The 22,540-nt window shown below is 72.6% G+C and carries 23 protein-coding genes; 8 read left to right on the forward strand and 15 right to left on the reverse strand.

All coding sequences use genetic code 11. The features are described from left to right. The first annotated feature begins 22 nt into the window (after window positions 1–22). Complete coding sequence (locus tag HA073_RS09865; RefSeq protein WP_166456212.1) at window positions 23–1,546, forward strand: class I SAM-dependent methyltransferase; 1,524 nt, start codon at window positions 23–25, stop codon at window positions 1,544–1,546. A gap of 41 nt (window positions 1,547–1,587) precedes the next feature. Here HA073_RS09865 and HA073_RS09870 read toward each other — a convergent pair whose 3' ends face one another. Genes HA073_RS09870 through HA073_RS09895 form a run of 6 tightly spaced genes read right to left on the reverse strand, consistent with a single transcriptional unit; the run spans window position 1,588 to window position 6,708 of the window. Then, on the reverse strand, window positions 1,588–2,286 hold the full coding sequence (locus HA073_RS09870) for a LysE family translocator (protein WP_069088389.1): 699 nt from the start codon (window positions 2,284–2,286) through the stop codon (window positions 1,588–1,590). Next, on the reverse strand, window positions 2,279–2,662 hold the full coding sequence (locus HA073_RS09875; RefSeq protein WP_205796696.1) for a hypothetical protein: 384 nt from the start codon (window positions 2,660–2,662) through the stop codon (window positions 2,279–2,281). Before HA073_RS09875 ends, HA073_RS09870 begins: the two co-directional genes overlap by 8 nt. Before the next feature lie 5 nt (window positions 2,663–2,667). After that, entirely contained in the window at window positions 2,668–3,927 is a 1,260-nt protein-coding gene (locus HA073_RS09880; protein ID WP_104112319.1) for a lysine N(6)-hydroxylase/L-ornithine N(5)-oxygenase family protein, read from the reverse strand. A 16-nt stretch (window positions 3,928–3,943) separates the two neighbouring features. Further along, window positions 3,944–4,981 carry an FAD-binding oxidoreductase gene (locus HA073_RS09885; protein WP_166456213.1) on the reverse strand — a complete coding sequence of 346 codons (1,038 nt, stop codon included), beginning with the start codon at window positions 4,979–4,981 and terminating at the stop codon, window positions 3,944–3,946. After that, window positions 4,974–6,338, reverse strand: a complete 1,365-nt coding sequence (locus HA073_RS09890) for a class I tRNA ligase family protein (protein WP_166456214.1) — start codon at window positions 6,336–6,338, stop codon at window positions 4,974–4,976. The genes HA073_RS09885 and HA073_RS09890 overlap by 8 nt, the downstream gene beginning before the upstream one ends. Further along, on the reverse strand, window positions 6,331–6,708 hold the full coding sequence (locus HA073_RS09895; RefSeq protein WP_166456215.1) for a cupin domain-containing protein: 378 nt from the start codon (window positions 6,706–6,708) through the stop codon (window positions 6,331–6,333). The genes HA073_RS09890 and HA073_RS09895 overlap by 8 nt, the downstream gene beginning before the upstream one ends. A gap of 298 nt (window positions 6,709–7,006) precedes the next feature. Between HA073_RS09895 and HA073_RS09900 the strand changes: the two genes are divergently transcribed. Next, window positions 7,007–7,912 carry a helix-turn-helix domain-containing protein gene (locus HA073_RS09900; protein ID WP_205796698.1) on the forward strand — a complete coding sequence of 302 codons (906 nt, stop codon included), beginning with the start codon at window positions 7,007–7,009 and terminating at the stop codon, window positions 7,910–7,912. Window positions 7,913–7,954: 42 nt separating this feature from the next. Here HA073_RS09900 and HA073_RS09905 read toward each other — a convergent pair whose 3' ends face one another. From HA073_RS09905 to HA073_RS09930, 6 genes are all read right to left on the reverse strand, one after another. Beyond that, window positions 7,955–8,626, reverse strand: coding sequence for a pyridoxamine 5'-phosphate oxidase family protein (locus HA073_RS09905; protein ID WP_166456216.1), 672 nt, complete (start codon window positions 8,624–8,626; stop codon window positions 7,955–7,957). 118 nt (window positions 8,627–8,744) lie between these two features. Next, a complete protein-coding gene (locus tag HA073_RS09910) occupies window positions 8,745–9,107 on the reverse strand; it encodes a helix-turn-helix transcriptional regulator (protein ID WP_043323144.1) in 363 nt (120 codons plus the stop codon). A gap of 78 nt (window positions 9,108–9,185) precedes the next feature. Continuing rightward, entirely contained in the window at window positions 9,186–9,593 is a 408-nt protein-coding gene (locus HA073_RS09915) for an arsenate reductase ArsC (protein ID WP_166456217.1), read from the reverse strand. A gap of 56 nt (window positions 9,594–9,649) precedes the next feature. Beyond that, the gene (arsB, locus tag HA073_RS09920; RefSeq protein WP_043323148.1) at window positions 9,650–10,735 is read right to left on the reverse strand and encodes an ACR3 family arsenite efflux transporter; all 1,086 of its coding nucleotides are present in this window, start codon (window positions 10,733–10,735) and stop codon (window positions 9,650–9,652) included. A 100-nt stretch (window positions 10,736–10,835) separates the two neighbouring features. Beyond that, window positions 10,836–11,528, reverse strand: a complete 693-nt coding sequence (locus HA073_RS09925) for a helix-turn-helix domain-containing protein (protein ID WP_064445567.1) — start codon at window positions 11,526–11,528, stop codon at window positions 10,836–10,838. An 82-nt stretch (window positions 11,529–11,610) separates the two neighbouring features. Further along, window positions 11,611–11,994, reverse strand: a complete 384-nt coding sequence (locus HA073_RS09930; RefSeq protein WP_064445568.1) for a metalloregulator ArsR/SmtB family transcription factor — start codon at window positions 11,992–11,994, stop codon at window positions 11,611–11,613. 328 nt (window positions 11,995–12,322) lie between these two features. On the opposite strand from HA073_RS09930, the gene HA073_RS09935 reads away from it, so the two are divergent. From HA073_RS09935 to HA073_RS09945, 3 genes are read left to right on the forward strand one after another with little or no spacing between them, the layout of a single operon-like run. Continuing rightward, a complete protein-coding gene (locus HA073_RS09935; RefSeq protein WP_369799347.1) occupies window positions 12,323–12,649 on the forward strand; it encodes an ArsR/SmtB family transcription factor in 327 nt (108 codons plus the stop codon). 55 nt (window positions 12,650–12,704) lie between these two features. Further along, window positions 12,705–14,120 carry an NAD(P)-binding domain-containing protein gene (locus tag HA073_RS09940; protein WP_166456218.1) on the forward strand — a complete coding sequence of 472 codons (1,416 nt, stop codon included), beginning with the start codon at window positions 12,705–12,707 and terminating at the stop codon, window positions 14,118–14,120. Then, a complete protein-coding gene (locus HA073_RS09945) occupies window positions 14,120–14,305 on the forward strand; it encodes a hypothetical protein (RefSeq protein ID WP_166456116.1) in 186 nt (61 codons plus the stop codon). Before HA073_RS09940 ends, HA073_RS09945 begins: the two co-directional genes overlap by 1 nt. On the opposite strand, the gene HA073_RS09950 is transcribed toward HA073_RS09945, so the two are convergent. Both HA073_RS09950 and HA073_RS09955 read right to left on the reverse strand, forming a co-directional pair. Then, the gene (locus HA073_RS09950; RefSeq protein ID WP_104112325.1) at window positions 14,302–15,084 is read right to left on the reverse strand and encodes a DUF2470 domain-containing protein; all 783 of its coding nucleotides are present in this window, start codon (window positions 15,082–15,084) and stop codon (window positions 14,302–14,304) included. The two genes, HA073_RS09945 and HA073_RS09950, sit on opposite strands and share 4 nt — an antisense overlap. Before the next feature lie 151 nt (window positions 15,085–15,235). Then, window positions 15,236–15,532 (reverse strand): DUF1540 domain-containing protein, encoded by a 297-nt coding sequence (locus HA073_RS09955; protein WP_013286940.1) that lies wholly within the window; start codon window positions 15,530–15,532, stop codon window positions 15,236–15,238. 635 nt (window positions 15,533–16,167) lie between these two features. Between HA073_RS09955 and HA073_RS09960 the strand changes: the two genes are divergently transcribed. After that, window positions 16,168–16,743: a VanZ family protein gene (locus HA073_RS09960; RefSeq protein WP_166456219.1), complete on the forward strand. Its 576-nt coding sequence runs from the start codon at window positions 16,168–16,170 to the stop codon at window positions 16,741–16,743. Window positions 16,744–16,827: 84 nt separating this feature from the next. Here HA073_RS09960 and HA073_RS09965 read toward each other — a convergent pair whose 3' ends face one another. Then, entirely contained in the window at window positions 16,828–19,548 is a 2,721-nt protein-coding gene (locus HA073_RS09965) for a sugar-binding protein (protein ID WP_166456220.1), read from the reverse strand. A gap of 508 nt (window positions 19,549–20,056) precedes the next feature. Between HA073_RS09965 and HA073_RS09970 the strand changes: the two genes are divergently transcribed. Both HA073_RS09970 and HA073_RS09975 read left to right on the forward strand, forming a co-directional pair. Further along, a complete protein-coding gene (locus HA073_RS09970) occupies window positions 20,057–21,205 on the forward strand; it encodes an ROK family transcriptional regulator (RefSeq protein ID WP_043323169.1) in 1,149 nt (382 codons plus the stop codon). Window positions 21,206–21,461: 256 nt separating this feature from the next. Next, the gene (locus HA073_RS09975) at window positions 21,462–22,514 is read left to right on the forward strand and encodes an extracellular solute-binding protein (protein ID WP_064445575.1); all 1,053 of its coding nucleotides are present in this window, start codon (window positions 21,462–21,464) and stop codon (window positions 22,512–22,514) included. Window positions 22,515–22,540: the final 26 nt, after the last annotated feature.

Below are 22,540 nucleotides of genomic sequence, written 5' to 3' on the forward strand. Positions count from 1 at the left end.
CATCGGCCCAGGTGAGGGGAACATGACCGACGAGCCGGCCCGCTTCGTGCTCTTCCCGGGGCGGCACCACCTGCTGACCCGGTTCCAGGCCGACTACCTGTGCCGGCTGGCCGGGGACGAGGCCACAGTGGTCTGGGCGGTGACGTCGGCCAACCACGAGAACACCAGACGCAACCCGGTGCCGTACCACCGGCGGGAAGCCGCGATCGAGCGGTTCAGCGTGCTGAGCGGGCTGCGCTCGGTGGTGGTGCCGATCTTCGACACCACGTACACCGACGCGTTCGCCGAGGTGACGCTGAAATCCATCGCGGTGGCCACCGGGCTCGAACTCACCCCCGCCGACACGTTGCTGGCCTGCTCCACGCCGGAGGTCGCGAAGCTGTACGAGCGGCTCGGCTTCCGGATCGCGCCGGTCGAGGCGGACCCGGACCTGCCCGAGCCGCCCGAACGGCCGTGGGACGTGCTGCTGCGCCTGGCCGCCGGGGACGAGACCTGGCGCGCGCTCACCCACCCGGCCACCATCGACGTGTTCGAGCGCTACCGCCTGGTCGAGTCGATCCGGTCGGTGGTGAACGACCCGCTCGTCGGCGACGAGGGCGGCCTCACGGTGACCCGGGACTACCGCACCTACGTGGAGGCGTTCGCCACTGCCGCGCAGCGCAAGTGGGACTCGGTGCGCGGGTACGTGCAGCCCGGCCGCATCGTGGACATCGGCTGCGGCGCGGGCGCGGTCCTGGAGCTGGCCGACCGGGAGGCCGCGCTGCGCGAGAGCGACCTGATCGGCGTGGAGGTCGCCCGCCACCTCTACCAGGAGTGCCTGCACAAGAAGGCGCAGGGCGTGTTCCGCAACGCCAACGTCTACTTCTTCCACCGCAACGTCCTCGGCGGCGCGGTGTTCAAGGACCGCTCGGTCGACACCACGCTCACGTTCGCGCTGACCCATGAGATCTGGTCGTACGGGCGGCAGCGGGAGTCGCTGCTGCAGTTCGCCCGCCGCATCCACGACCACACGGTGCCCGGCGGCGTCTGGATCAACAGCGACGTGTGCGGTCCGGACGACCCCGGGCGGCAGGTGCTGCTGCGGCTGTCGGCCGACGACGGCGACAACCCGGCCGCGCCCCGCGGCGATCTCGCCGAGCTGACCTCGGCGGAGGTCCGGCGCTACGTCGGCGGGCTGTCGACGCGGGCGCGGCTGGACCAGTTCGCCGTCGACTTCGCGTTCGGCTTCGACCACGAGCCGCTTCCGGACGGCGCGGTACGCCTGTCGCTGGGCGCGGCGATGGACTACCTGACCCGCAAGGACTACACGGACAACTGGCTGTCGGAGACGCAGGAGCAGTTCTGCGGCCTGAGTTTCGCCGACTGGACGGCGCTGCTCACCGAGGCGGGGTTCGAGATCGGCCCGGCGTCGGCGCCGGTGCGCAACGAATGGGTGATCGACAACCGGATCGCACCGGTCGCGTCCCTCACCGACCTCGACGGCCGGCCGCTGGACTGGCCGACCACCCACGTCCTCACCGTCGCCCACCGCCCCCGCAACCAGTGAGACCGACGGCGCCCGCCGCTGCCGGCGGGCGCCGTCGCCGCTCACCGGCTCAGCGCGATCCGGATCGCCAGGACGATCAGGATGAGCCCGGTCAGCCGTTCGATCACCAGCAGCACTGACGGCCGGGTCAGCCAGGGCTGCAACCTGTCGATGAGCATGATGTAGCAGGCCCACCAGAGCACGGCGAGACCGATGAACGTGGCGGCCAGCACCGCCGTGCGGGCCGCCGCCCCGTCGCCGGGCCTGACGAACTGCGGCACGAACGAGACGTAGAAGACGACCACCTTGACGTTCAGCAGCTGGCTGGTGACGCCCATGACGAACGAGCGGCGGGCCACGTGCGGCTCGTCGGCGGCCGGGGCCTCCGGCACCGGCGCGGGGCCGGTCTCCGGGTCCGGCCCGGCGCCGCCCGCGCCGACCGGGACCGGCTGCGCCGCCGGGGCCGTCCGGCGCGGCCGGGTGGCCCAGAGGATCGTGCCGCCCAGGTAGAGCAGGTACAGCGCGCCGGCGACGCGCAGCACCGTGTAGAGCGTCGGCGAGGAGACCAGCAGCGCGGACAGGCCGGCGGTGGCGAACGACGCGTGCACCAGCGCGGCGACGAACAGCCCGGCCAGCACCACGAACCCGGCCCGCCGGCCGTACCTGACGGTCTGCCGGGTGACGAGCGCGAAGTCGACGCCCGGCACGATGATGATGAGCAGGCTGGCGGCGACGAAACTGATGATCTGGATGTCAGACACGACGCCGGCTCTCCTGTCCTGCGGCGAGCGCCGGCGCCGCCTCCTCGATGACGGAGACGCCGCTGTCCTGGCGTGGCCCGTGCCGGCGCCACTGTTCCCGCAGCCGGATCCGGCCGTCCGGCAGCCGCTCGGGCCGGGACTCGCACTCGCCGACCACTATGGTGCCGTCGGTGAGCACCTCCAGGTAGGCGAAGCGCACCACGCCCTGGGCGTCGCAGGTTCCCGCGAGCCGGCCGTGCCGGACCGGGCCGCCGGTGATCTCCGCCCAGACCAGGTCGCCGCGCTGGTGGTAGTGCCCCCGCAGCGGCTCGGCGCCGTCACCGGCGTCGTGGTCCACGGAGACGAAGACGCGGCCGTCGTAGTCGAATGTCGTCATCGCGCTCACGCCCACCGGGTGCTCACGTAGTCGTCACGGAACCGGCAGACCGTGCGGCCGGCGATCGAGTTCAGGATCATCGCGCTGCGGATCGGCAGAATGCTCAGGTTGGAGTCGACGAGCCCCTGCACGTACCGCCCCCGGTTCAGCACGAAGATCTTGTGGTCGTCGGCGTGCTTCCACCGGATCGAGTAGTCCGACTCGATCACCGGTTCGCCGCGCTCGTCCACGTCGATCAGCGCGGACAGCTCCGGATCGAAGGGGAGCGGGGCGAGCCGCCGGCCCGCCGCGACGATCACGTTCACCGCCCGGTGCCGTTCCTCGCCGCTGCCGGCGGTGAGGCACTCCAGCTCCACCTCCCCGTCGAGCTGCCGGGCGCCGGTCACGGTACGGCTCGGCATGATCGTGACCGGGAACCGGCCGGTCCGCAGCCGCTCCTCGTAGTTGTGCTGGTAGACGCCGCGCAGCGTGCCGGGGGAGATGCCGTCGCTGGTCAGGATCTGCCCGGAGACCAGCCGTTCCCGCACGTCCCGGGACAGCGAGAGGAACGCCTCCTGGTAGGCGGGCCGGTACAGGTCGTTCGCCGAGGGGGAGTCCTCCAGCGGCGCGAACCAGGACCGCCGGCCGATCCACTTGATGTCGCGGCAGCCGCGGGCGAGCAGCGCTGCGACGCACTCCGCGCTGGTCTGGCCGCTGCCGATCACGACCCACGGCACGTCCGGCTCGTCGGGCACGCCGGCCAGGCGCCGGTTCAGCTCGTCGGCGACGAACAGGTGCCGGGGGTCGAGGGCGTCCAGGAAGTCCGGTACGAAGGGGACGGTCCCGCTGCCGAGCACCAGGTGCTGGGAGCGGGCGACCTCGACGCCGCCGCTGCGGGTGACGATCGCGCCGTCGAACTCGACTCGGTCGACGCGGGCGCCGTAGGTGATGCGCGGCAACTGCTCCGCCGCCCACACCAGGTACTGCTGGTACTCGATCCGGGGGATGGTGTCGAAACCGGCGCCCAGCAGGGCGTAGACCCGGCCGGTGGTGACCAGGTAGTTGAGGAACGACAGCGGGTGCGTCGGGTCGTAGAGCGAGACCAGGTCCTTGACCCAGCCGGTCTGCATGCGCACGCCGCTGTGCAGCATCCCGTCGTGCCAGCCCGGCTGGTCCCGCGCCTCGAACAGCGCGATGTCGTGCGGCGCGAGCGCGTCGTACATCGCGGCGAGGCTCAGGTTCGCCGGCCCCGCGCCAATTCCCACTGTGTGATAGGTCTGCGTCATCAGTCTGCCTCTGTGTCTAGCCGTGCGGGACACGGATCGCGGATCGGGAGTTCAGCAGGGCGGTGGCGGCGAGCCGGCTGGCGGCCAGGACGGTCTTGGCGGCGCCGCCGCTGCCGCCGGTGAAGGTGTGCACGGCACCGGCCACTGCGCGCAGGGCCAGGCCGGGCGGGTCGCTGTAGCAGTCGACGGCGCTGACCGGCGGGCCGTCCGGGCGCGGGTCCAGGCCGGGCAGCCGCCGCGCGGCGACCGCCAGCACCCGAGCCGCCAGCCCGGAGTCCGGCGCGGGCGCGGGCGGGTCGACGTCCCAGCGGTCGCTGGGCAGCCCGAGAAGGACACGCCCCGGACCGGCGGGCCGCCCGTACAGGCCGCTCGTCTCATCGACGAAACACGGCAGGTCGGCCCGGCCGGTGCGGTGGTGGGCGTACTGGATGTGCTTGGTGCGCAGCGTGCTCGGCAGCCCGGCGGCGCGCAGCAGGCCCGGCGTCCAGGCCCCGGCCGCCACCACGACGAGGTCGCCGGTGAGCCGGCGGCCGTCGCGCAGGTCGACCGCGCCGTCGCCGAGGCGGGCCACCGGCGTGGTCTCGGTCCGGTCCAGGCCCCGCAGGACGCTGCGGCGCAACCGGTCCGGGTCGAGGTGGCCGGCCCGGCGTTCCCAGACCCCCACCGTGCCGTCCGGGAGCCGGTCGAAGCCGAACCGCCGGGAGACCTCGTCGCGGGTCAGCACCTCGGCCCCGGCCACGCCGGCCGCCGCCCCGGCGTCGACGGCGTCGAGCAGGTAGAGCGAGCCGGTGGCCCGCCACCCGGCGGCCGCGGCGAGCGCCGGGTCGTCCCGCAGTTCGGCGAGGCTCGCGGTGGCCAGGGCCCGGGCCGCCGGATCGGGCTCGAAGGCGCGTACCAGGCCACCGGAGGCGGCGGTGGCGTCGGCGTGCCCGCCGGCCGGGTCGCCGCCGTGCGGGCCGACCAGCACCGCCTCGGCGCCCGCGTCCCGCAGCCGCCGGGCGAGCAGGACACCGGCGAGGCCCGCGCCGACGACGAGCACGCGGGGCTCACCCACCGGAGGCCGCCGGTTCCGCGCCGCCGACGACGTCGAGCAGGCGGGCCGCCCGGTCCGGGTCACCGGGGTACGCGGCCAGCGCCGCCCGGACGACGGTGGCGCTGTCGAAGTGCGCCGGGCGCAGCGCCTGCTCACCCCGGGTCAGCTCGACGTCGGCGAGCACACCGTCCAGACCGGGTACGGCCCCGGCGAGCGTGGCGGCGTAGCGCGCCTTGAACGCCTCGTACGCCTCGGGCCGGAAGTCCGACTCGTAGCGGTCCGGCCGGTCCCAGCTCAGGAACGCCCGCACCACTGCGGGGTCCTCGTCGGCGAGGAACTCGTGCGCCCAGATCGCGTGCCCCCGGCTGGTGGAGAACTTCGCGCCGGTGAGCCGGTAGAACTCGTTCACCACCAGGCCGGTCGGCCGGTCGGGCAGCCCGGCGGCCAGGTGCAGGGCGGGGATGAGCAGCGCGTAGTAGAAGGCGTTGTCCACCCCGAGGAAGATCCACTGCTCGTCCACGTCCCGCCACGCGTCGAGGTACCCGGCCAGGGTGTCCGCGTCCGGCCGCAGGTGGCGGGCGGGCAGCAGCAGGTTCGCCAGGGCCATCTCGGCCCAGACGTCGATGCGCAGGCCGTCGTCCCACTCGATGCCCCAGTCCGTCGGGTACGCCAGCGGCACCTCCGGCAGCCCGCCGTCGAGGTACGACGCGACGAGCCGGCGCAGCCGGGGCGGTAGCACCGCCCCGGACCAGAACCCGGCGAGCCGTTCCCGGTGCTCGTCCAGCCGCAGCACCGGCACCGTGTGGGTGACCGGCTCCGGTGGCGCGTCGCAGCAGGTGGACCGCGCGTCGACCAGGTTCGCGGCGCTGCAGAAACCGCCGCACCCCTCGCAGGTGCCGCCGTTCGCGCCTGCCCCGCAGGCCGGGCAGCGCCCCGCGACCCGCACGTGGTGCAGGGTCCGCCGGCAGGCCGCGCAGGCGCGCAGCGACACCGGCGCGACCTCGACCACCTTCGCCTCGACCAGTTCGGTGAGCAGGCCGGCCACCGCCCGGCGGTACGCCTCGTCGGCCAGTGGGTCGGCCATCACGTCGTACCGGATCCGCGCGGCGCGCAACGCGGCGTGGATCAGCGACCCGTAGCGGGCGACCGTGTCGGCCGGCGTCTCGCCGTTCGCCTCCGCCCGGGCGAGCACGTAGTTCTGGTGGGCGTCCAGCCCGCACTGGGTCACCACCCGCCGGCCGGCGGCGCGCAGCGCGCGGGCCGCCACGTCCCCGGCGACGTACGGGCCGCTGAGGTGCCCGAGGTGCAGCGGACCGTTCGGGGTCGGCGGCGGGGTGACCAGGAGCACCGCGCCCCGCCCGGCCGGATCGTCAGCCACGGCCGGTCCCGTCGCCCGCGTCCGGCCGGCCGGTCTCGGGGCGCGGCATCCAGTAGACGCTCAGGATGGTCAGCGGCTGCTCGGGGGAGGGGTTGTGGATGACGTGGCGCTGCTCGGGTTCGAGCAGGATCACCCCGCCGGTCGGCACCTCGACCTTCTCGCCGCCCGCCTCGTAGATGGCGGTCCCGCGGGTCACCACGGCGAACTCCACCTCGGGGTGGACGTCCTCGGTGCTGCTGCCGCCGGGCGGGATCACGCACCACATGGCGTCGAACGGCAACGGGCCGAGATCGCGGTACTGGGTCCAGCGGCCGATCTGGATGCCGTACTCGTCGGTGAGCTCGGCGGTGTCGCTGACGTACCTTCGCATGTTCGTCCTCCTGGTCGGCGCGATGCCCGTCGGGCGCGCCGGACGGATCTGGGTTTGCGGAGAGTGACCGGAAGTGGTGCTTCTGCGACGCAGAGCCAACCGCCTGCCGGAGTGGCAATTCGACTTCGGTCGATAGCGTCGGACCCACTGTGGACCTAACCTCGGCTGGCCAACAGGAGCTACACCGGCAGATCACCGGCAATGGCGCTACTGATTGCCCGCTCAGTGGCCGCGCAGCGGTGGTCCGCCTGTACGAATCCACCAGAACCGGTACGGAGACGACGCTGTGATCGGCTACATGGATACGTTGGGTGACGAAATTGCTACCGCTCGGCGACGAGCCAACCTGACTCAGGAGGAACTGGCCGCCCGCACCGGACTGAGCGTCCGGAGCATCCGCAACCTGGAGTCGTCGCGGGTGACCCGCCCGCGCCCGGCGACAGTGCGGCTGCTGCGCGACGTGCTCGGCCTGCCGGCCCACCCGGCGCCGGCCCGGATCCGCCCCATGCAGTTGCCGCTGGAGATTCCCGGCTTCACCGGCCGTTCGGCACAACTACGGCAACTCGACCGGCTGCTCGACGGCGGACCGCGGCGGATGTCCAGCGTGGTGGTCTGCGTCCTGTCCGGACGCTCCGGGATCGGCAAGACGGCGCTGGCGCTGCGCTGGGCCCACCGGTCCGCCGCACGGTTCGTCGACGGGGTGCTGCACGTCCAGCTCGGCGGAAGCGACTCGCGCCGGCCGGCGGTGGCGCCCGCGGAGGCGCTCGCCGGCCTCATCGAGGCGCTCGACGTGCCCGGCGGCATTCCCTGCGGTCCGGCCGCGCGCACCGGGCTGTACCGCAGCGTGCTCGCCGGGCGCCGGATGCTCATCGTGCTCGACGACGCGCGCGACGCCGAACAGGTCCGGCCGCTGCTACCCGGTGTCCCCGGCTGCATGGTGGTGGTGACCAGCCGGGACCGCCTCACCGGACTGGTCGTCGGCGAGGCCGCGCGTCCGGTCGTGGTGGACGAGCTGGCGGCCGGTGAGGCATGGGAGCTGCTGGCGGCCCGTCTCGGCGAGCGTCGCCTCACCGCCGAACGCGAGGCGGTACGGCAGATCATCGCCCACTGCGCGGGGGTGCCCCGGGCGCTGGCGGTGGTCGCCGCCCGCGCCGCCGTCGCGCCCCGGCTGCCGCTGGCGGAGGTGGCCCGCCAACTGCGGTAGGGACCGGCGGACCGGGGCGGTCGCGCGGCGCGGGCGCCCCGGTCAGCGCCGGTCGGCGCGGGTGCCGGCGCGGGCGGCCACGTGGGCCGGCACCGGCGCGGTCGGCGGGAGCGCCGGGTCGGTCACCGGCTGCTCCCAGCGGGCCACGAGCGGAAGCTCGCCGGCCCAGAGTCCGAGCGCGGCGTCCGGGCTGTCGCCGTCGTCCGGCGGGCCGCTGCGCGTCTTCACCGACGCCTCGGCCAGCGGCAGCGCCAGCAGGGCCGTGGCCGCCAGCTCCCGCCGGTTCGGGCGGCGGGCGTGGTCCCACTGGCCGGGGGCGACGTGCTCGGTGAGCAGGCGGAGTCCGTGCAGCTTCTCCTCGGTGCCGGTCACCCACCGGGGCCGGCCGTAGATCATCGCGCTGCGGTAGTTGACGCCGTGCTCGAACACCGAGCGCGCCAGCACCAGGCCGTCGACCACGGTGACCGTGACGCAGACGTCGGTGTCGGTGGTGAGGCTCCGGCTGGCCACCGAGCCGTGCAGGTAGAGGTGGCGGTCGTCGAACCCGTAGACGGTCGGCACCACCATCGGGTGACCGTCCACCAAGCCGAGGTGGCAGACGAACCCGGCCCGGAGCACGTCGAACAGGGCGGCGCGGTCGCGGTGCCCCTTCTCCTTCATCCGGCGCAGGCTCGTGCGGGGCGTCGCGGACAACTGCCCGTCGGCATCGGTCATGGCTGATCTCCCGTCGGTCCCGCCGTTTCTACCGGGCCGGACGGCGCTCCTCAAGGGGGCCGGCGGGGACGACCCGGTCAGGTCGGCGGGTGCTCGCGGCAGCCCCGCGGTCGCCTGCTCAGCGGACCTTCCTCGTCGGTCGCTTACGAGGTGGCGTCAGCAGTTCGGCGATCGCCGAGATCGCGGACGGCACCAGACGGTAGTACGCCCACACACCCCGCTTCTCACGCTCGATCAGACCGGCCTCGGTGAGGATCCGAAGGTGATGGCTGACGGTCGGCTGGGAGAGCCCGAGCGGCGCGGTGAGGTCGCTGACGGACGCCTCGCCCTCCGGAGCGGACTGGATCAGGCTGAGCAGGCGCAGCCGGGCCGGGTCGGCCAACGCCTTCAGCACTCCCGCGAGGCGTTCGGCATCGGCACGCTTGATCGGCTCGCCGGTCAGCGGCGAGATGGCAGGGGTGGCAGTTTTCGCAGTTCCCACGCTTGCATCGTTGCATCAACGGCCGCCGCATGCCGGTGCAACCAGGACCGGATCATGGTGAGTCGCACGACAGGGGTGTCAGGCGGTGGGGCGCAGGTCGGCGAGCAGCCGTTCCACCCGGGCGCGGATCTCGTCCCGGATGGGGCGTACCGCGTCGACGCCCTTGCCCGCGGGGTCTTCCAGCTTCCAGTCCTCGTACCGCTTGCCCGGGAAGACGGGGCAGGCGTCACCGCAGCCCATGGTGACGATGACGTCCGAGGACTCCGCCGTCTCGTACTCCAGGCGCTTGGGGGTCTGGTCGGTGATGTCGATGCCGACCTCCCGCATGGCCTCGACGGCGGCGGGGTTGACCTGGCCGGCGGGCGCGCTTCCGGCGGAGCGGACCTCGACGGTGTCGCCGGCGAGGTGGCGCAGCCACCCGGCGGCCATCTGGGAACGGCCGGCGTTGTGCACGCAGACGAACAGGACGCTGGGTTTGTCGCTCATCGGGTCTCCATGATCCTGATGGTTGCCGTGACGTGCCGCGGCGCGGTCGGGGCATCTCATGGCCGGGTTCCCGGCGCGGGGAACAGGCGGGCACGGGCCCACAGCGACACGTAGACCAGGCCGACGAGAACCGGAACCTCGATCAGCGGGCCGACGACGCCGGCGAGGGCCTGGCCGGAGGCGATCCCGAAGGTGCCGATCGCGACCGCGATCGCCAGTTCGAAGTTGTTGCCCGCCGCGGTGAAGGCCAGGGTGGTGGTGCGTTCGTAGTTCAGGCCGATGGCCCGGCCGAGCAGGTAGGAGCCGGCCCACATGAGGGCGAAGTAGGCCAGCAGCGGCAGGGCGATGCGGGCCACGTCGACCGGCCGGTCGGTGATGGCCTCACCCTGCAGGGCGAACAGGACGACGATGGTGAACAGCAGTCCGTACAGGGCGACGGGTCCGACCCTGGGCAGGAATCGCCGCTCGTACCAGTCGCGGCCCCTGGTCCGTTCGCCGAGGCGGCGGGACAGGTAGCCGGCGAGCAGGGGGATGCCGAGGAAGACGAGCACGTTGCCGGCGATCTCCCAGCCGGAGACCTGCAGCGCGGCGCCGTCCAGACCCAGCCAGCCCGGCAGCACCGACAGGTAGAACCAGCCGAGCAGGCCGAACGCGAGGACCTGGAACACCGAGTTGACGGCGACGAGGACCGCTGCCGCCTCCCGGTCGCCGCAGGCCAGGTCGTTCCAGATGATGACCATCGCGATGCAGCGGGCCAGGCCGACGATGATCAGACCGGTGCGGTACTCCGGCTGGTCGGCCAGGAACATCCAGGCCAGGGCGAACATGACGGCGGGACCGACGATCCAGTTGAGGATCAGCGACGAGACCAGGAGGCGCCGGTCACCGGTGACGGTGTCGAGGCGGTCGTAACGGACCTTGGCCAGTACCGGATACATCATGATCAGCAGGCCGAGAGCGATGGGCAGGGAGATGCCACCGACCTCGACGGCGTCGAGAGCGTCGTCCAGGCCGGGAACGATCCGGCCGAGCAGCAGGCCGGCGACCATGGCCAGGCCGATCCAGACCGGCAGGAACCGGTCGAGGCGCGAGAGGCGTGCCACCAACGGTGGGGCGTCTTCGGCTCTGGTGGCGGTGCTCATCGGTCTGCTCCCGTGGATCGTCGGTGCCGGCGCGTGCGCGTCGGGTGAGGTCGCCCTGTGCCGGGCGGCTGCGTCGGGCGCCCGCAGACTGAGGCGGTGATCAGGCCGGCTTCCCGCAGGGTGCGGCGGTGTGGGGGGCGACGCGATCGACGCGGTCGGCGAGGTCGGCGTAGGCCGCCTCGAACGCTTCGTCGGTGTCGACGCGGGCCGGGTCCGGCACGGACCAGTGCAGGCGGGGGCGGACCGGCCCGGTGAGTTCCTCGTGGGCGTTGTCGCAGACGGCGATGACCAGGTCGCCGTCCCGGACGACGTCGTCGACGTGTGCGGTGCCGGCCGGGCCGAGGTCGAGGGCGTGGCGGTGGGCCACGGCGAGCGCGCGGGGATGGACCCGCGGCGCCGGCCTGGTGCCGGCGGATGCGGCGTCGCCGTTGGCGCGCTGCCTCCACAGCGCCGCGGCCAGTTGCGAGCGGGCGGAGTTATGGGTGCAGACGAAGACGACCCGATGCGCGCCCGCCAGTGGTGGCGGCGTGAGGGCGGAGAGGGCGGCCGGTCGGAGTCGAAGGTAGATGCGTCGCCGATCGCCCTCCGACCGGCCCCGGACGACGAGGCCCGCGTCGGCGAGGACCTTGACGTGATGGGCGACCAGGTTCGTCGGCATGGCGAGGGTGTGTGCGATCTCCCCGGGTGAGGCGTCGCCCAGGGTGAGCGCGTCCACGATGGCCAGGCGGGCCGGGTCGCCCAACGCCGCATGGACCCGCGCGCGCTCGACCAGCGAGTAAGACTCAATGTCCATTGACTCAATAATTTCTGATTAATCTGGAGGCGTCAAGCCGCGCGGCCGGATCCCCCGGGAGCGCGAGTCGCCGCGCGGTGGTCTACCGCTGCGCCGCGGCGGTCGGCTCGATCGACAGCAGGCCGGCGAGCTGGCGCAGGATCTGTGGCCGCGCCCGGTAGTAGACCCACGTGCCCCGCCGTTCGGCGTCCACCAGGCCTGCCTCGCGCAAGGTCTTGAGGTGATGAGAGATCGTCGGCCCGGTCAGGTCGAACGCCGGCGTCAGGTCGCACACGCAGGCCTCGCCGCCGTCGGCGGACGCGATCATCGACATCAGCTGCAGCCGTACCGGATCACCGAGGGCCTTGAACGCGGGCGCGAGGATCGCGGCCGTCTCTGCCGGGACCCGGCGCTGCGCCAGTGGGGGGCAGCACGGCGCGTCGGCGTCGAGGTCGACGAGGGGGATCGGCGCTTGGCGCTTCGGCATGCCTCTAGGTTGACATCCATCTAATCAGCGTGCAACTCTCTGTTTAGACATATGTCAAGACAAGGTGCTCCCAGGAAATGAGGCTCGTCATGTTCGGCTTCCCGCGTCGCCGGCCGTCATCCGTGGCAGGGGTCCGGTTCTGCGACTCCTGCGCCCGGGTGTCCACTCCCGCGCAGAGGATCGCCCGCCTCCGCGACCGCGCCCGCACCACCGCCTACGCGCTGACGGCACCCCGCTGAGAAGCGGGACCGCTGCCCTGCGGATCGCCCGCTCCGGCGCCTGCTAGGCTTCCATCGTCAATCGGCGATTAACGATGGAGGGAGAGATGATGGGGGACCTCCTCGACCGCGACACCGCGCAGACCTATGCCTCGTGGTTCCGGGCCCTCGCGGACCCGACGCGGGTGCAGGTGGTGGAGTACCTGGCCCGCCACGCCCGGCCGATGAGTGTGGGGGAGATCGTCGCCGCCGTCGGGCTCGCCCAGTCCACCGTCTCCCAGCACCTGAAGATCCTCACCGAGGTGCGGTTCGTGCTCGTCGAGCCGGTCGGCACCGCACGCCACTACCGCATCAACGACGCCTGTGTCGGGTGCTTCCCGTCCGCCGCCGACGTCGTCATGGGCCGCCCGGCCCCCGATCCGGTCGGAGCCTGCTGAGGCAGGCGTCACCCGCACCTCTTGATCCGCCATTCTCAACACCGAGGAGTTCCCGATGAGTGTCCTGGACGAGTCGCCCGTCGTGGTGATCGGCGCGGGCCCGGTGGGTCTCGCCGCCGCCGCCCACCTGCACGAGCGTGAGCTGCCCTTCCTCGTCCTGGAGGCCGGGGACACCACCGGCGCGGCGGTGCGGCAGTGGGGGCACGTGCGGCTGTTCTCCCCGTGGCGCTACAACGTCGACCCCGCCGCCCGCCGGCTGCTCGACGACGCCGGCTGGGTCGCCCCGGTCGAGGATGCCCTGCCCACCGGCGCCGAGCTGGTCACCGACTATCTCCAGCCGCTCGCGGACCTGCCGCAGCTCAAGCCCCACCTGCGCTACGGCGCGCGGGTGGAGGCGATCAGCCGGCTCGGCCTGGACCGGCTGCGCACCGCCGGCCGCGGACAGACGCCGTTCCTGATCCGCCTCGCCGACGGCGGCGAGTTGCTCGCCCGCGCCGTCATCGACGCCTCCGGCACCTGGGGCACCCCCAACGTCCTCGGCGCCTCCGGCCTGCCCGCCCGCGGCGAGACGGACGCCGCGGCGTTCCTCGAGCACGCCCTGCCCGACGTGCTCGGCAGCGGCCGGGACCGCTTCGCCGGCCGGCACACCCTCGTCGTCGGCGCCGGCCACTCCGCCGCGAACACCCTGCTCTCCCTGGCCGAGCTGGCCACCGCCGAACCCGGCACCGAGGTGACCTGGGCGATCCGCTCGGCCAGCCCCGCCCGCACCTACGGCGGCGGAGACGCCGACGCCCTGCCCGCCCGCGGCGCGCTCGGCGCCCGGCTGCGCGACCACGTCGACGCCGGCCGGATCAGGCTGCTCACCGGATTCTCCGTACACGCCCTCACCCCGGCCGAGGGCCGGGTCACCGTGGCCGTCCGGCACGCCGACGGCACCGACGAGTCCGTCACCGTGGACCGCGTCGTCGCCGCCACCGGCTTCCGCCCCGACCACTCCATCGCGGCCGAGCTGCGCCTGGACCTCGACCCGGTCATGGGAGCCACCCGCGCCCTCGCCCCGCTGATCGACCCGAACGAGCACTCCTGCGGCACCGTCCCGCCGCACGGCGCCGCCGAACTCGCGCACCCCGAGGTCGGCTACTACGCCGTCGGCATGAAGAGCTACGGCCGCGCGCCGACGTTCCTGATGGCCACCGGCTACGAGCAGGTCCGCTCCGTCGTCGCCGCTCTCGCCGGCGACTGGGACGCCGCCCGCGACGTCCAGCTCGACCTGCCCGAGACCGGCGTCTGCAACAGCAACCCCGCCGACTCCACCGGCGCGGACAGCTGCTGCGGCCCCGACCCGGCGGCCACGCCGGCCGCACAAGGGCTGGCGACCGGAATCTCCGGGGGCCTGCTCTCCGCGCCGCTCAGCCTGGTCAGCCTCGACACCCCGACCAACGGTGAGACCGGCGGCTGCTGCGCCAGCTGATGACCACCACGACGGCGCCCGCCGGCCCCACGGCCGGCGGGCGTCACGGGTGGCGCCTCGTCGCCGCCCTCGCCGTCACCAGCACCATCGGGTACGGCACCCTCCACCGCCTGCTGGCCGCGGTCACCACCGCCTGCCTTCTCGCCGCCGCCGCGATGCGCTCGGTAGGGAGCGGACAGCCCTAGCCGAGCAGCGTCCGCAGCGCCCCGGCGAGGCCGGCGCCGGCGGTGACCGGGTGGAGGAAGGACAACCGGATGTCGGCGTGACCGTCCGGCCGCTCCGCGCGCAGCACGATGCCCTCGGCGTCGAGCGCGACCGGGACCATCCGCGTCGCGCCGGCGCTGACGGCGCTGTCGACGAGCGCACCGAGCCGGTCCAGGAGGTCGCCGTGGCACCGGGTCAGGTGCGCGAGGTGGGCGGCCTCGTCGACGGCGATCGGGTCCGGGCGGGCGGCGCGGTACGTGCCGAGGTCCACCGCGACGGGTTCGGTGGCCCGGTCGAGGAGGATCTCGTCCGGCTCGATCGCCCACAGCGCCACCGGCGGCAGGTCGAGCAGCGACATCACGGTGGCCGGGTCGCAGGCGTCGAGCGCGGCCGGGTCGAAGCGGCGGGCGGTGCCCAGGATCCGCAGCCGGTCCCGCACCCGCGAGCGTACGGCGACCGGAGCGAGGTGGGTCACGTCCACGCGTACCGCACCGCGGTGACCGCGCGCGGCCACCAGCAGGCCGCCGGTGCGGCTCATCGCGTCGACCGCGAGGACGATCGTGCCGTCGGGGAGGACTGCGTGGGCGGACAGGAGGTCGGCGGTGGTGTCGCCGAGCGTCAGCCGCAGCGACGAGGCAGCGCTCAGCACGCACCGGGCGGCGACGGCGTCGCGGGGCGTGGAGGTGACCGGAGACGGCCCGGCGGCGACCGGGGTGACGCCGGTCGACGGGGCCGGGCGCCCGGCGGGGTGCAACGCCATGTCTGTCTCCTCGGCCGGAAGGGGTGAAGTCGGCCCAGGTCAGACGGTAGTAGGTAAGCCTTACCTGTGCAACGGCGGGTCGGGTGCCGGAGACGCATACGGGTCACGACGGTGACCGTCGTGACCCGTACGGGCGTGGGTGTCCGCTTTGTCAGGCGGGCTGGTAGGTCAGGCAGTCGCTGACGGTGGCGCCGGGGCCCACCGTGATCGACTCGGCCGTGCAGGCGAGGTTGGTGTTGAACACGCACTCGGCCCGCGCGCACGCGCCCACCGCGCCGGTGACCTCCGCGATCCCGCCGCTCAGCGACGACTCGACGAACGTCGCGCAGGACGCCGCGTCGGCGCTCGCCGCCACGGTGATCGCGGGCGCGTGACAACCGTTGTCGTTGAAACTGCACGCCGTGGCGGCGCACTCACGTACCGGCGGAGACTGCAACAGCGTCTTCATGGTGCCTCCAAGTCATGCGGGCCGGCGGTGCGACGGCCGGCCTCGTGGTGCTCGAATGCCATTCGGTATTAGCCCTGCGAGCGGGGCTTCAAACCTGTCCGCCCGAAGTGAGGATCATGCTCACCATAGCAGCGGAATGCGGCGTCGGCGGCGGTAAACCGTCGATCCCGCGCGAACTCCCGGGCGGGCGAAGATGAGGCTTACCTTTGTAAGGAAAGCCTTTGTTTGCCGGTGCGAGGTGGGCGTGCGCTGGCCCCGTCCGCGCTGGTCCGAGCGCAGGGTGCGGTCCCGGCGAACGGCCTGGAGCGCGCCGAGGGTCATGCGCCGGATCGGGGAGGTGAATTGATGTGGGAAATCGGCGCTCCGGAGCCGGGAATTGGTTTCGCCGCCCGGGGCGGAAATCGAATTTCCGCAGCGCCGGTTCCGTACACGGAATTGTGCGCCCGCGCCGGTCGGCGGCGGTGGGTCGGCCGGGGGTCCGCGTCGTGCCCGTGCGCCCGGCTGTCGTCCGCGCGGACCGCCCGGGGCGGGGGCCCGCGGGGTGGCGGGCAGGATGGCACCCTGAGCGGGCCGGGACGCCGGTCCGCGCCGGTCGGACCCGGCGGGATCCCCGGGCGGACAGAAGGTGAGGCGGCGTGGTCGAGGGGTGGCACGGCTGGTTCGGCACGATCAACGGGGTCGTGCTCGTCACGGTGGCCGCGCTGCCGTTGGCCGCGCTGGTGGTTCGGTTCCTCGCGCGCCGGCGCGGCGGCGGGCCGGCCTGGCGGCTGTCGCTGGCCGAGGTCGGCATCGTCTACGGGACCGTGCCGTGGGTCTGGATGATCATGCTCCCGGGGGACGGCGCCGGTGTGGTTCCGGGCCGGGTGAGCCTGGTGCCGCTGCGGGACCTGCTGACCGTCCTCGCGAGCGGGCCGCTGACGGTGACGGTCCAGATCGTCGGCAACCTGCTGGTGTTCGCGGCGCTCGGGTTCTTCGGCCCGCTGCGGTTCGCGGCGCTGGCGTCGGTGCCGCGGATCCTGGCGCTCGCGGCCGGTTGCTCGGTCCTGGTCGAGGTCGCGCAGTACGTCCTGCGGCTGGACCGGGTGTCCTCGGTGGACGACGTCCTGCTCAACACCGCCGGCGCCGGACTGGCCGCGCTGGCCTCGCGCCGCTGGTGGCCGGCCCCGGCGTCTCCGGACCGGCCCCTGCCGGTGCCGGCGGCGAAACGCTGAACGGCCCGGATACGGCACGATGGGCCGGACCTCACGGCCCGGCCCATCGCGTCAGCGCGTCAGGTCGACGCGTTCACCGTCCGGTCAGCACAGCTTCTTCGCCAGAGCGGTGGTGGCGCCACCGCTCTCGTACGAGACGAGCAGCGAGGTGCCGGCCGGGAGCGACCCGCTCAGCGGCAGGACGAGCGTGCCGTCCTTCCGCAGGCTGGCCTGGGTCTGCGCCACGACCCGGCTGCCGTCCCAGACGAAGACCCGGGCGGTGCCGGCCTTCTTCACCTGGAGCTGCACCGAGACCTTGTTGGCGGTGCGGGTGACCTTCTTGAGCTTCACCGTGTTGTCCGCCAGCTTGGCGTAGCCACCCGGTGCGACCCCGTCCGAGACGGACTGCAGCAGGGTCTGCGGCGAGTCCACGCTCAGCGCCGCGGTGTCGGGCATGATCGGAGCCTTCGGCGCCGACGGCTGCGCCGGCAGGCCCGGCAGGAGCGCGTTGCCCCAGCGCCACGGGTCGGCCCGCACGCCGCTCCAGGTCGACCAGCCGACCCGGGTCTGCGAGCTGAGGTCCTGCGTGTCCGAGTCGTTGACCAGGATGTTCAGGCCCATCCGGCTCGGGTCGATGGTGTCCGGCAGCACGCTGAACGGAATCTTGACCTCGATCCGGTAACCCGTGTACGGGTTGCTGGTCACCACGGAGGCGATCTCCACACCCGGCGCGGTCTCCGGGCCGCCCTGGTGGTTGTCCCGCTCCCGGGCGAAGCACGGCGGGTTCCCGTTGGCCGGGTCGTTCGTGGCCGGGAAGAGCGCCATGTTGAACACCGTGGAGGTGTTCGCCGAGTTGCCGCGCGGGTCGATGCCGAACTCGATGTTGTCGTTACGCCGCGGACGCTTGCAGTCCTCCGGCGGCAGGACGGTGCCGAGCACGTCATCGGTGATGTTGAAGATGGCGTACAGGGCGTCGTCGGTGTGGGTCAGCTGGGCGGTGCCGGAGATGTCCGACGCCGGGGCGGCGGTGCCCTCCCAGCGGGTGGAGATGTCGATGACCTCGCCGGTGTACTCGTGGTCGTGCCCGTGACCGTCCACCGTCGGCGCGGTGGCGGCCTTCGGGATCGTGGTGGTCGGGACCAGGTTGAACGCGCCCGGCTCGGTGGCGCTGCCACCGACGTAGCTGGTCTCGATCTGCACCCGGTAGGCGCCGTTGTCCGGCGCCCGGTTGGCCGTCGGCAGCGACGTGTCGGTGTTGCTGACGGTGAACGTCACCGAGGTGGTGGCGCCCGGCCGCAGGCCGCTGTACGGCACCTGCTGCTCGGCCACCGAGAATCCGGCGGGAACGTTCAGCTTGACCGAGCCGGACTCGACCCGGGTGCCGTGGTTGGTCAGGTTGACCTTGACGCTGCGGGTGCCGCCGCTGGGGATGTTCAGCAGGGACTCGATGAGCGCGTCGAGCTGCTGGGTCTTGTTCCGCACGGTCCAGGCGCGGAAGTCGGCGATCTCCTCCAGCGGCTCCAGGGTGCCGCGCACCGGAGCGGTGCCCTGCACTCGGGCGCTGCTGACGCCGCTGCCGTCCTTCTTGCTGGTCAGCGTGGCCTCGAGCTTGAAGCGGGTGCCCACCTCGACCTGCGCGGGCGGGGTGACGGTGAAGGTCTTCACGACCTCCTTGCCCGGGGTCAGCGTGCCGACGTTGCCGTTGCCGCTGACGCTCCAGCCGGCCGGGACGTCCAGGGCGACCTTGGCGCCCGGGATGGCCTTCTCGGCGTACAGGACGGTGTCCACCTTGATGGGCTGGCCGCCGACGGCCTCCCAGGTGCGCGGACGCACGTGGACCTCGGTGCCGAGCGGCAGGCCGCCCGGGGCACGCAGGGTGGCGCCCTGCAGCGCACCGGTGCCGGCGCCCACGTTCGGGTCCGGGTACGGCGTGCGGGTGTCGATCAGCGTCAGCCGGTTACAGCCGATGGCGTCCGGGTTGGTCGTCGGGAAGGAGCTGTTGCCCCAGCCCTGCGACACGTACTCCCGGCGGGCCCAGGTCTGGACCGTGTTCCACCGGTTGCCGTCGTGCCGCGCCGACTCGTAGCCCTGCCAGGTGCCGAAGATGACGTTGCTGGCCTCGGCCGGCGTGAACGTGGTCTCGCAGGCGGGGCCGTTGGTGCCGGTGGTGCCGCTGCCACCGGTCTGGAAGATGCGGGAGACCCGCCAGGGCTTGAGCCCTTCCTTCTTGATCTGCTCCGGGAACGCCTTCGGGTCGGCCGCCGCGTAGAAGGCCTCCACGGCCAGCATGGCCGCCTTCTGGTGGTTGCCGTGGTTGCCCTGCGTCGCCGAGGGGTTCATCGTGAGGATGACCTCGGGCTTGGTGGTCCGCAGGACCCGCACGATCCGGGACAGCGTCTCCTGGTGGCCCCAGACCTCCTCGGTCAGCGGGGCGCTCGCGGTGTACCAGAAGTCGAGCGCGTCCAGGTTGTAGATGTGCTCGACGCCGGCCCAGCCGACGGCCTTGCGCTCCTCGGCCTCCCGCAGGATGCCGAGCTCCGGGCCCTCCTCGAGACCGGTGGCGTTGCCACCGCCCTCGCCGCGGGTGGTGGTGATGACGCCGGCCTTCATGCCGTGATACTCGTTCCAGTATCCGAGCATGCCGAGCTGGCCTGCCTCGTCGTCCGGGTGCGCGCCGATGAACATGATGTCCAGGTCGACGGGCTTGTCGGACTTCTTGGCCTGTGGCTTCGGTGCTGCGTTCTGGGGGTTGGCCTGGGCCGGAGTGGCCAGGCCCAACGACAGAAGACCGCACATGGCGATCGCTGCCGTGGTGCGCCATCTCATGGGCATACCTCTTCGTCTCGAAGCGAGAGTGCTGCGGCTGGGGGACGGGTCACGGGCCCGGCGCGCGCCGGGTCGTGACGCGGACAGCTGTCCATTGAGGACTGTTGGGTCCTCGCTGGTCGTGGTGCTCGACAACGGGGTGATGGTGTACGCGCACCGTCACGGCGTGAGCGGTGCACACGGTGGCGACGGATCGGTCCACCGGAAGGCCTTCGGGCCGTAACCTAGGGATCTTGCTGAGGCGTCGTCAATAGGCCCGGACGACTTTCTTCCTTATTCGAAGAAACAATCCCCGCAGCTCAGTGGCCCGGCTGCTCGGCCTGCAACAGCCGGAGGGGGAGCTTTGCCCTATTTTGGGCACCCAATGTGGACGCGAGGGCCCGGTTTTGCGCGCCATGTCGGGGTGGCCTGGCGCGTCCGGCTTGCCACTTCCCAAATTTCCGCTGGCCGGAGCTCCGAGATCATCTCGTTACTTGACGTCTCATTTTTTTCACACTAGGAAGAAAGCGTGTCTGACAAAGCCCCGACCAGCCCGGTCAGCCGTGAGCGGTCCCGTGAGATCAAGCGTCTCTCGGTGATCTTGGCCGCCCGGCAGGCCCGGCGGCTGTCCCGAGTGGACCTGGCCGAGATGACCGGCCTCTCGGCGGCCACGGTCACCGCGCTCGTGCGGGAACTCGTCGCCGAGGGCTACCTCATCGAACGCGGGCCCGGCGCGCCCACCACCGGCCGGCCCCGGGAGATGCTCGAGTTCAACCCCCGCGCCGAGCTCGTCGCGGCGGTGTCGCTGGAGCCACCCCGGATCAGCTGCGAGATCGCCGACAGCGAGGGCGCGGTCATCGCGCACCGCGTCGCGCGGCTCGGCGCGAACGTGGTGGAGACCGTCTGCGAGTTCGTCCTCGACCTCGTCGGCGACAACCTGCCCTCGCTGCGCGGCGTCGCGATCGCGGTGCCCGGCGTCTCCACCAACGGCGCGGTACGCCTCGCGCCGTCGGTCGGACTGGTCGAGGCGTGGCCGATCGGCGAGTCCGTGCAACGGCGGCTCGGCGTGCCCGTGGTCGTCGACAACGACGTGAACCTCATGGCCGCCGGCGAGTGCGTCGCCGGCGCCGGCGCGGACGTGGCGAACCTGCTGCTGATCCACGTCGCCGAGGGCATCGGCGCGGGCCTCGTGCTCGACGGCAAGGTCCGCCGGGGCGCCAGCGGAGCCGCCGGCGAGGTCGGCTTCCTGCCGCTGGGCGGCACGACCGAGCGTCGCTACAGCGGTGTCGGCGACTTCGAGGCCCGGTGGTCGGTGAACGCCATCGCGGAGCGGGTCGTCGCGCTCAACCCGGGCCGCCGGCCCGAGTCGCCGGTACGGGAGCTGAGCCGCCTCGCCGCGACGTCTGCGCCCGCCCGCGAGTACCTCGACGAGGTCCTCGGCGCCTGGGCCGGGCTCATCCTCTCCTGCGCCTGCGTCGTCGATCCGGGACTGGTGCTGCTCAGCGGCGCCGCCGCGGAACTGGACGACGCGGCCCTCGACCAGCTTCAGACCCTCGTCTCCGCCCGGACCCCGGCCCCCACCGAGGTGCGCCGGGCCACCCTCGGTGACCAGGCAGTGCTGCACGGAGCGATCAGCTACGCGCTCTCGGCCGCGGTGCCCCGCCCCTCGCTTCCCTGACCACCACCCGACCCCGGCCCCCGACGACCCCGACCCCGACACCCACCCACCACACCCCACCGTCACCGTCGCGGCGACCGCGTCCGGATCCCGGACGACAGGTCGCGGCGCGATGCGGCGCGCCCCGGTCCGGGCGCGACCCGCGGACCTTCGACCCCGAGCCCGGGGAGCCGGTGAACCCGCCGGCGTCCCCGGGCCGGCACCGCACACCGTCTTTCTCCGCTCCCGATAGTTCCCCCGCAAAATGGAGGTACCAATGAAACGTCGTTTGGCCCTGGCCGTCGCGTTCAGCGCGCTGCTGGCCGTCAGCGCGTGCGGCAGCAGTGACGACGACAAGGACACCGGCTCCTCCGGCGCCGCGCCGGCCGAGAAGGTCGTCATCTACAGCGCCCGCGACAAGTCGGTCACCGACTACGTCGTCGAGCAGTTCACGACCAAGAACCCCGAGTACAAGGGCAAGGTCGAGGTGCTCAACATGGGCGCCCAGGAGGTGCTCGAGCGGGTCCGCGCCGAGAAGGCCAACCCGCAGGCGTCGGTCTGGTGGGGCGGCACCCAGCAGGGGCTGGCCGCCGGCGCGTCCGAGGGGCTGCTGGAGTCCTGGCAGCCGTCGTTCGCCTCGAAGATCGACGCGCGGTACAAGGACGCCGAGGGCCGCTGGTTCGGCGAGATCCTGCTGCCCGAGGTCATCATGTACAACAACAAGGCGCTGACCCCGGAGACCGCGCCGAAGGACTGGGACGACCTGGTCGACCCGAAGTGGAAAGACAAGATCATCATCCGGGACGTGGCCGCCTCCGGCACCATGCGCTCGATCTACGCCTCGATGATCCAGCGCTACACCCCCGACGGGTCGAACCCGCAGCCCGGCTACGACTGGCTGCGCAAGCTCGACGCCAACACCGTCGAGTACGCCGCCAACCCGAGCGACCTCTACCTGAAGATGTCGCGTGAGCAGGGCGTGGTCAGCGCCTGGAACCTCCAGGACATCCTGCTGCAGGCCAACGAGAAGATGCCGTTCGGCTACGTCATGCCGGCCTCCGGCGCGCCGGTGCTCGTCGACGGCGTGGCCGCGGTCAAGGGCGGCAACACCGAGGGCGCGAAGAAGTTCCTCGAGTTCCTCTTCGACGACTCGCTGCGGGCCAGCCTGGCCAAGGACTACTTCCAGATCCCCGCGGTCGAGATCGCCGAGAAGCCCGAGTGGCTGACCAAGCTCGACCTCAAGCCGATGGACGTCAACTGGGACGTGATCGGCAAGAACGAGACCGCCTGGATCACCCACTGGAACGCCCAGATCAAGGGCAAGGGCTAAGACGCTCGGAACCGGGCCGTGCTGCG

It is taken from the genome of Micromonospora sp. CMU55-4 (assembly GCF_011602315.1).
GTDB lineage: Bacteria > Actinomycetota > Actinomycetes > Mycobacteriales > Micromonosporaceae > Micromonospora > Micromonospora chalcea.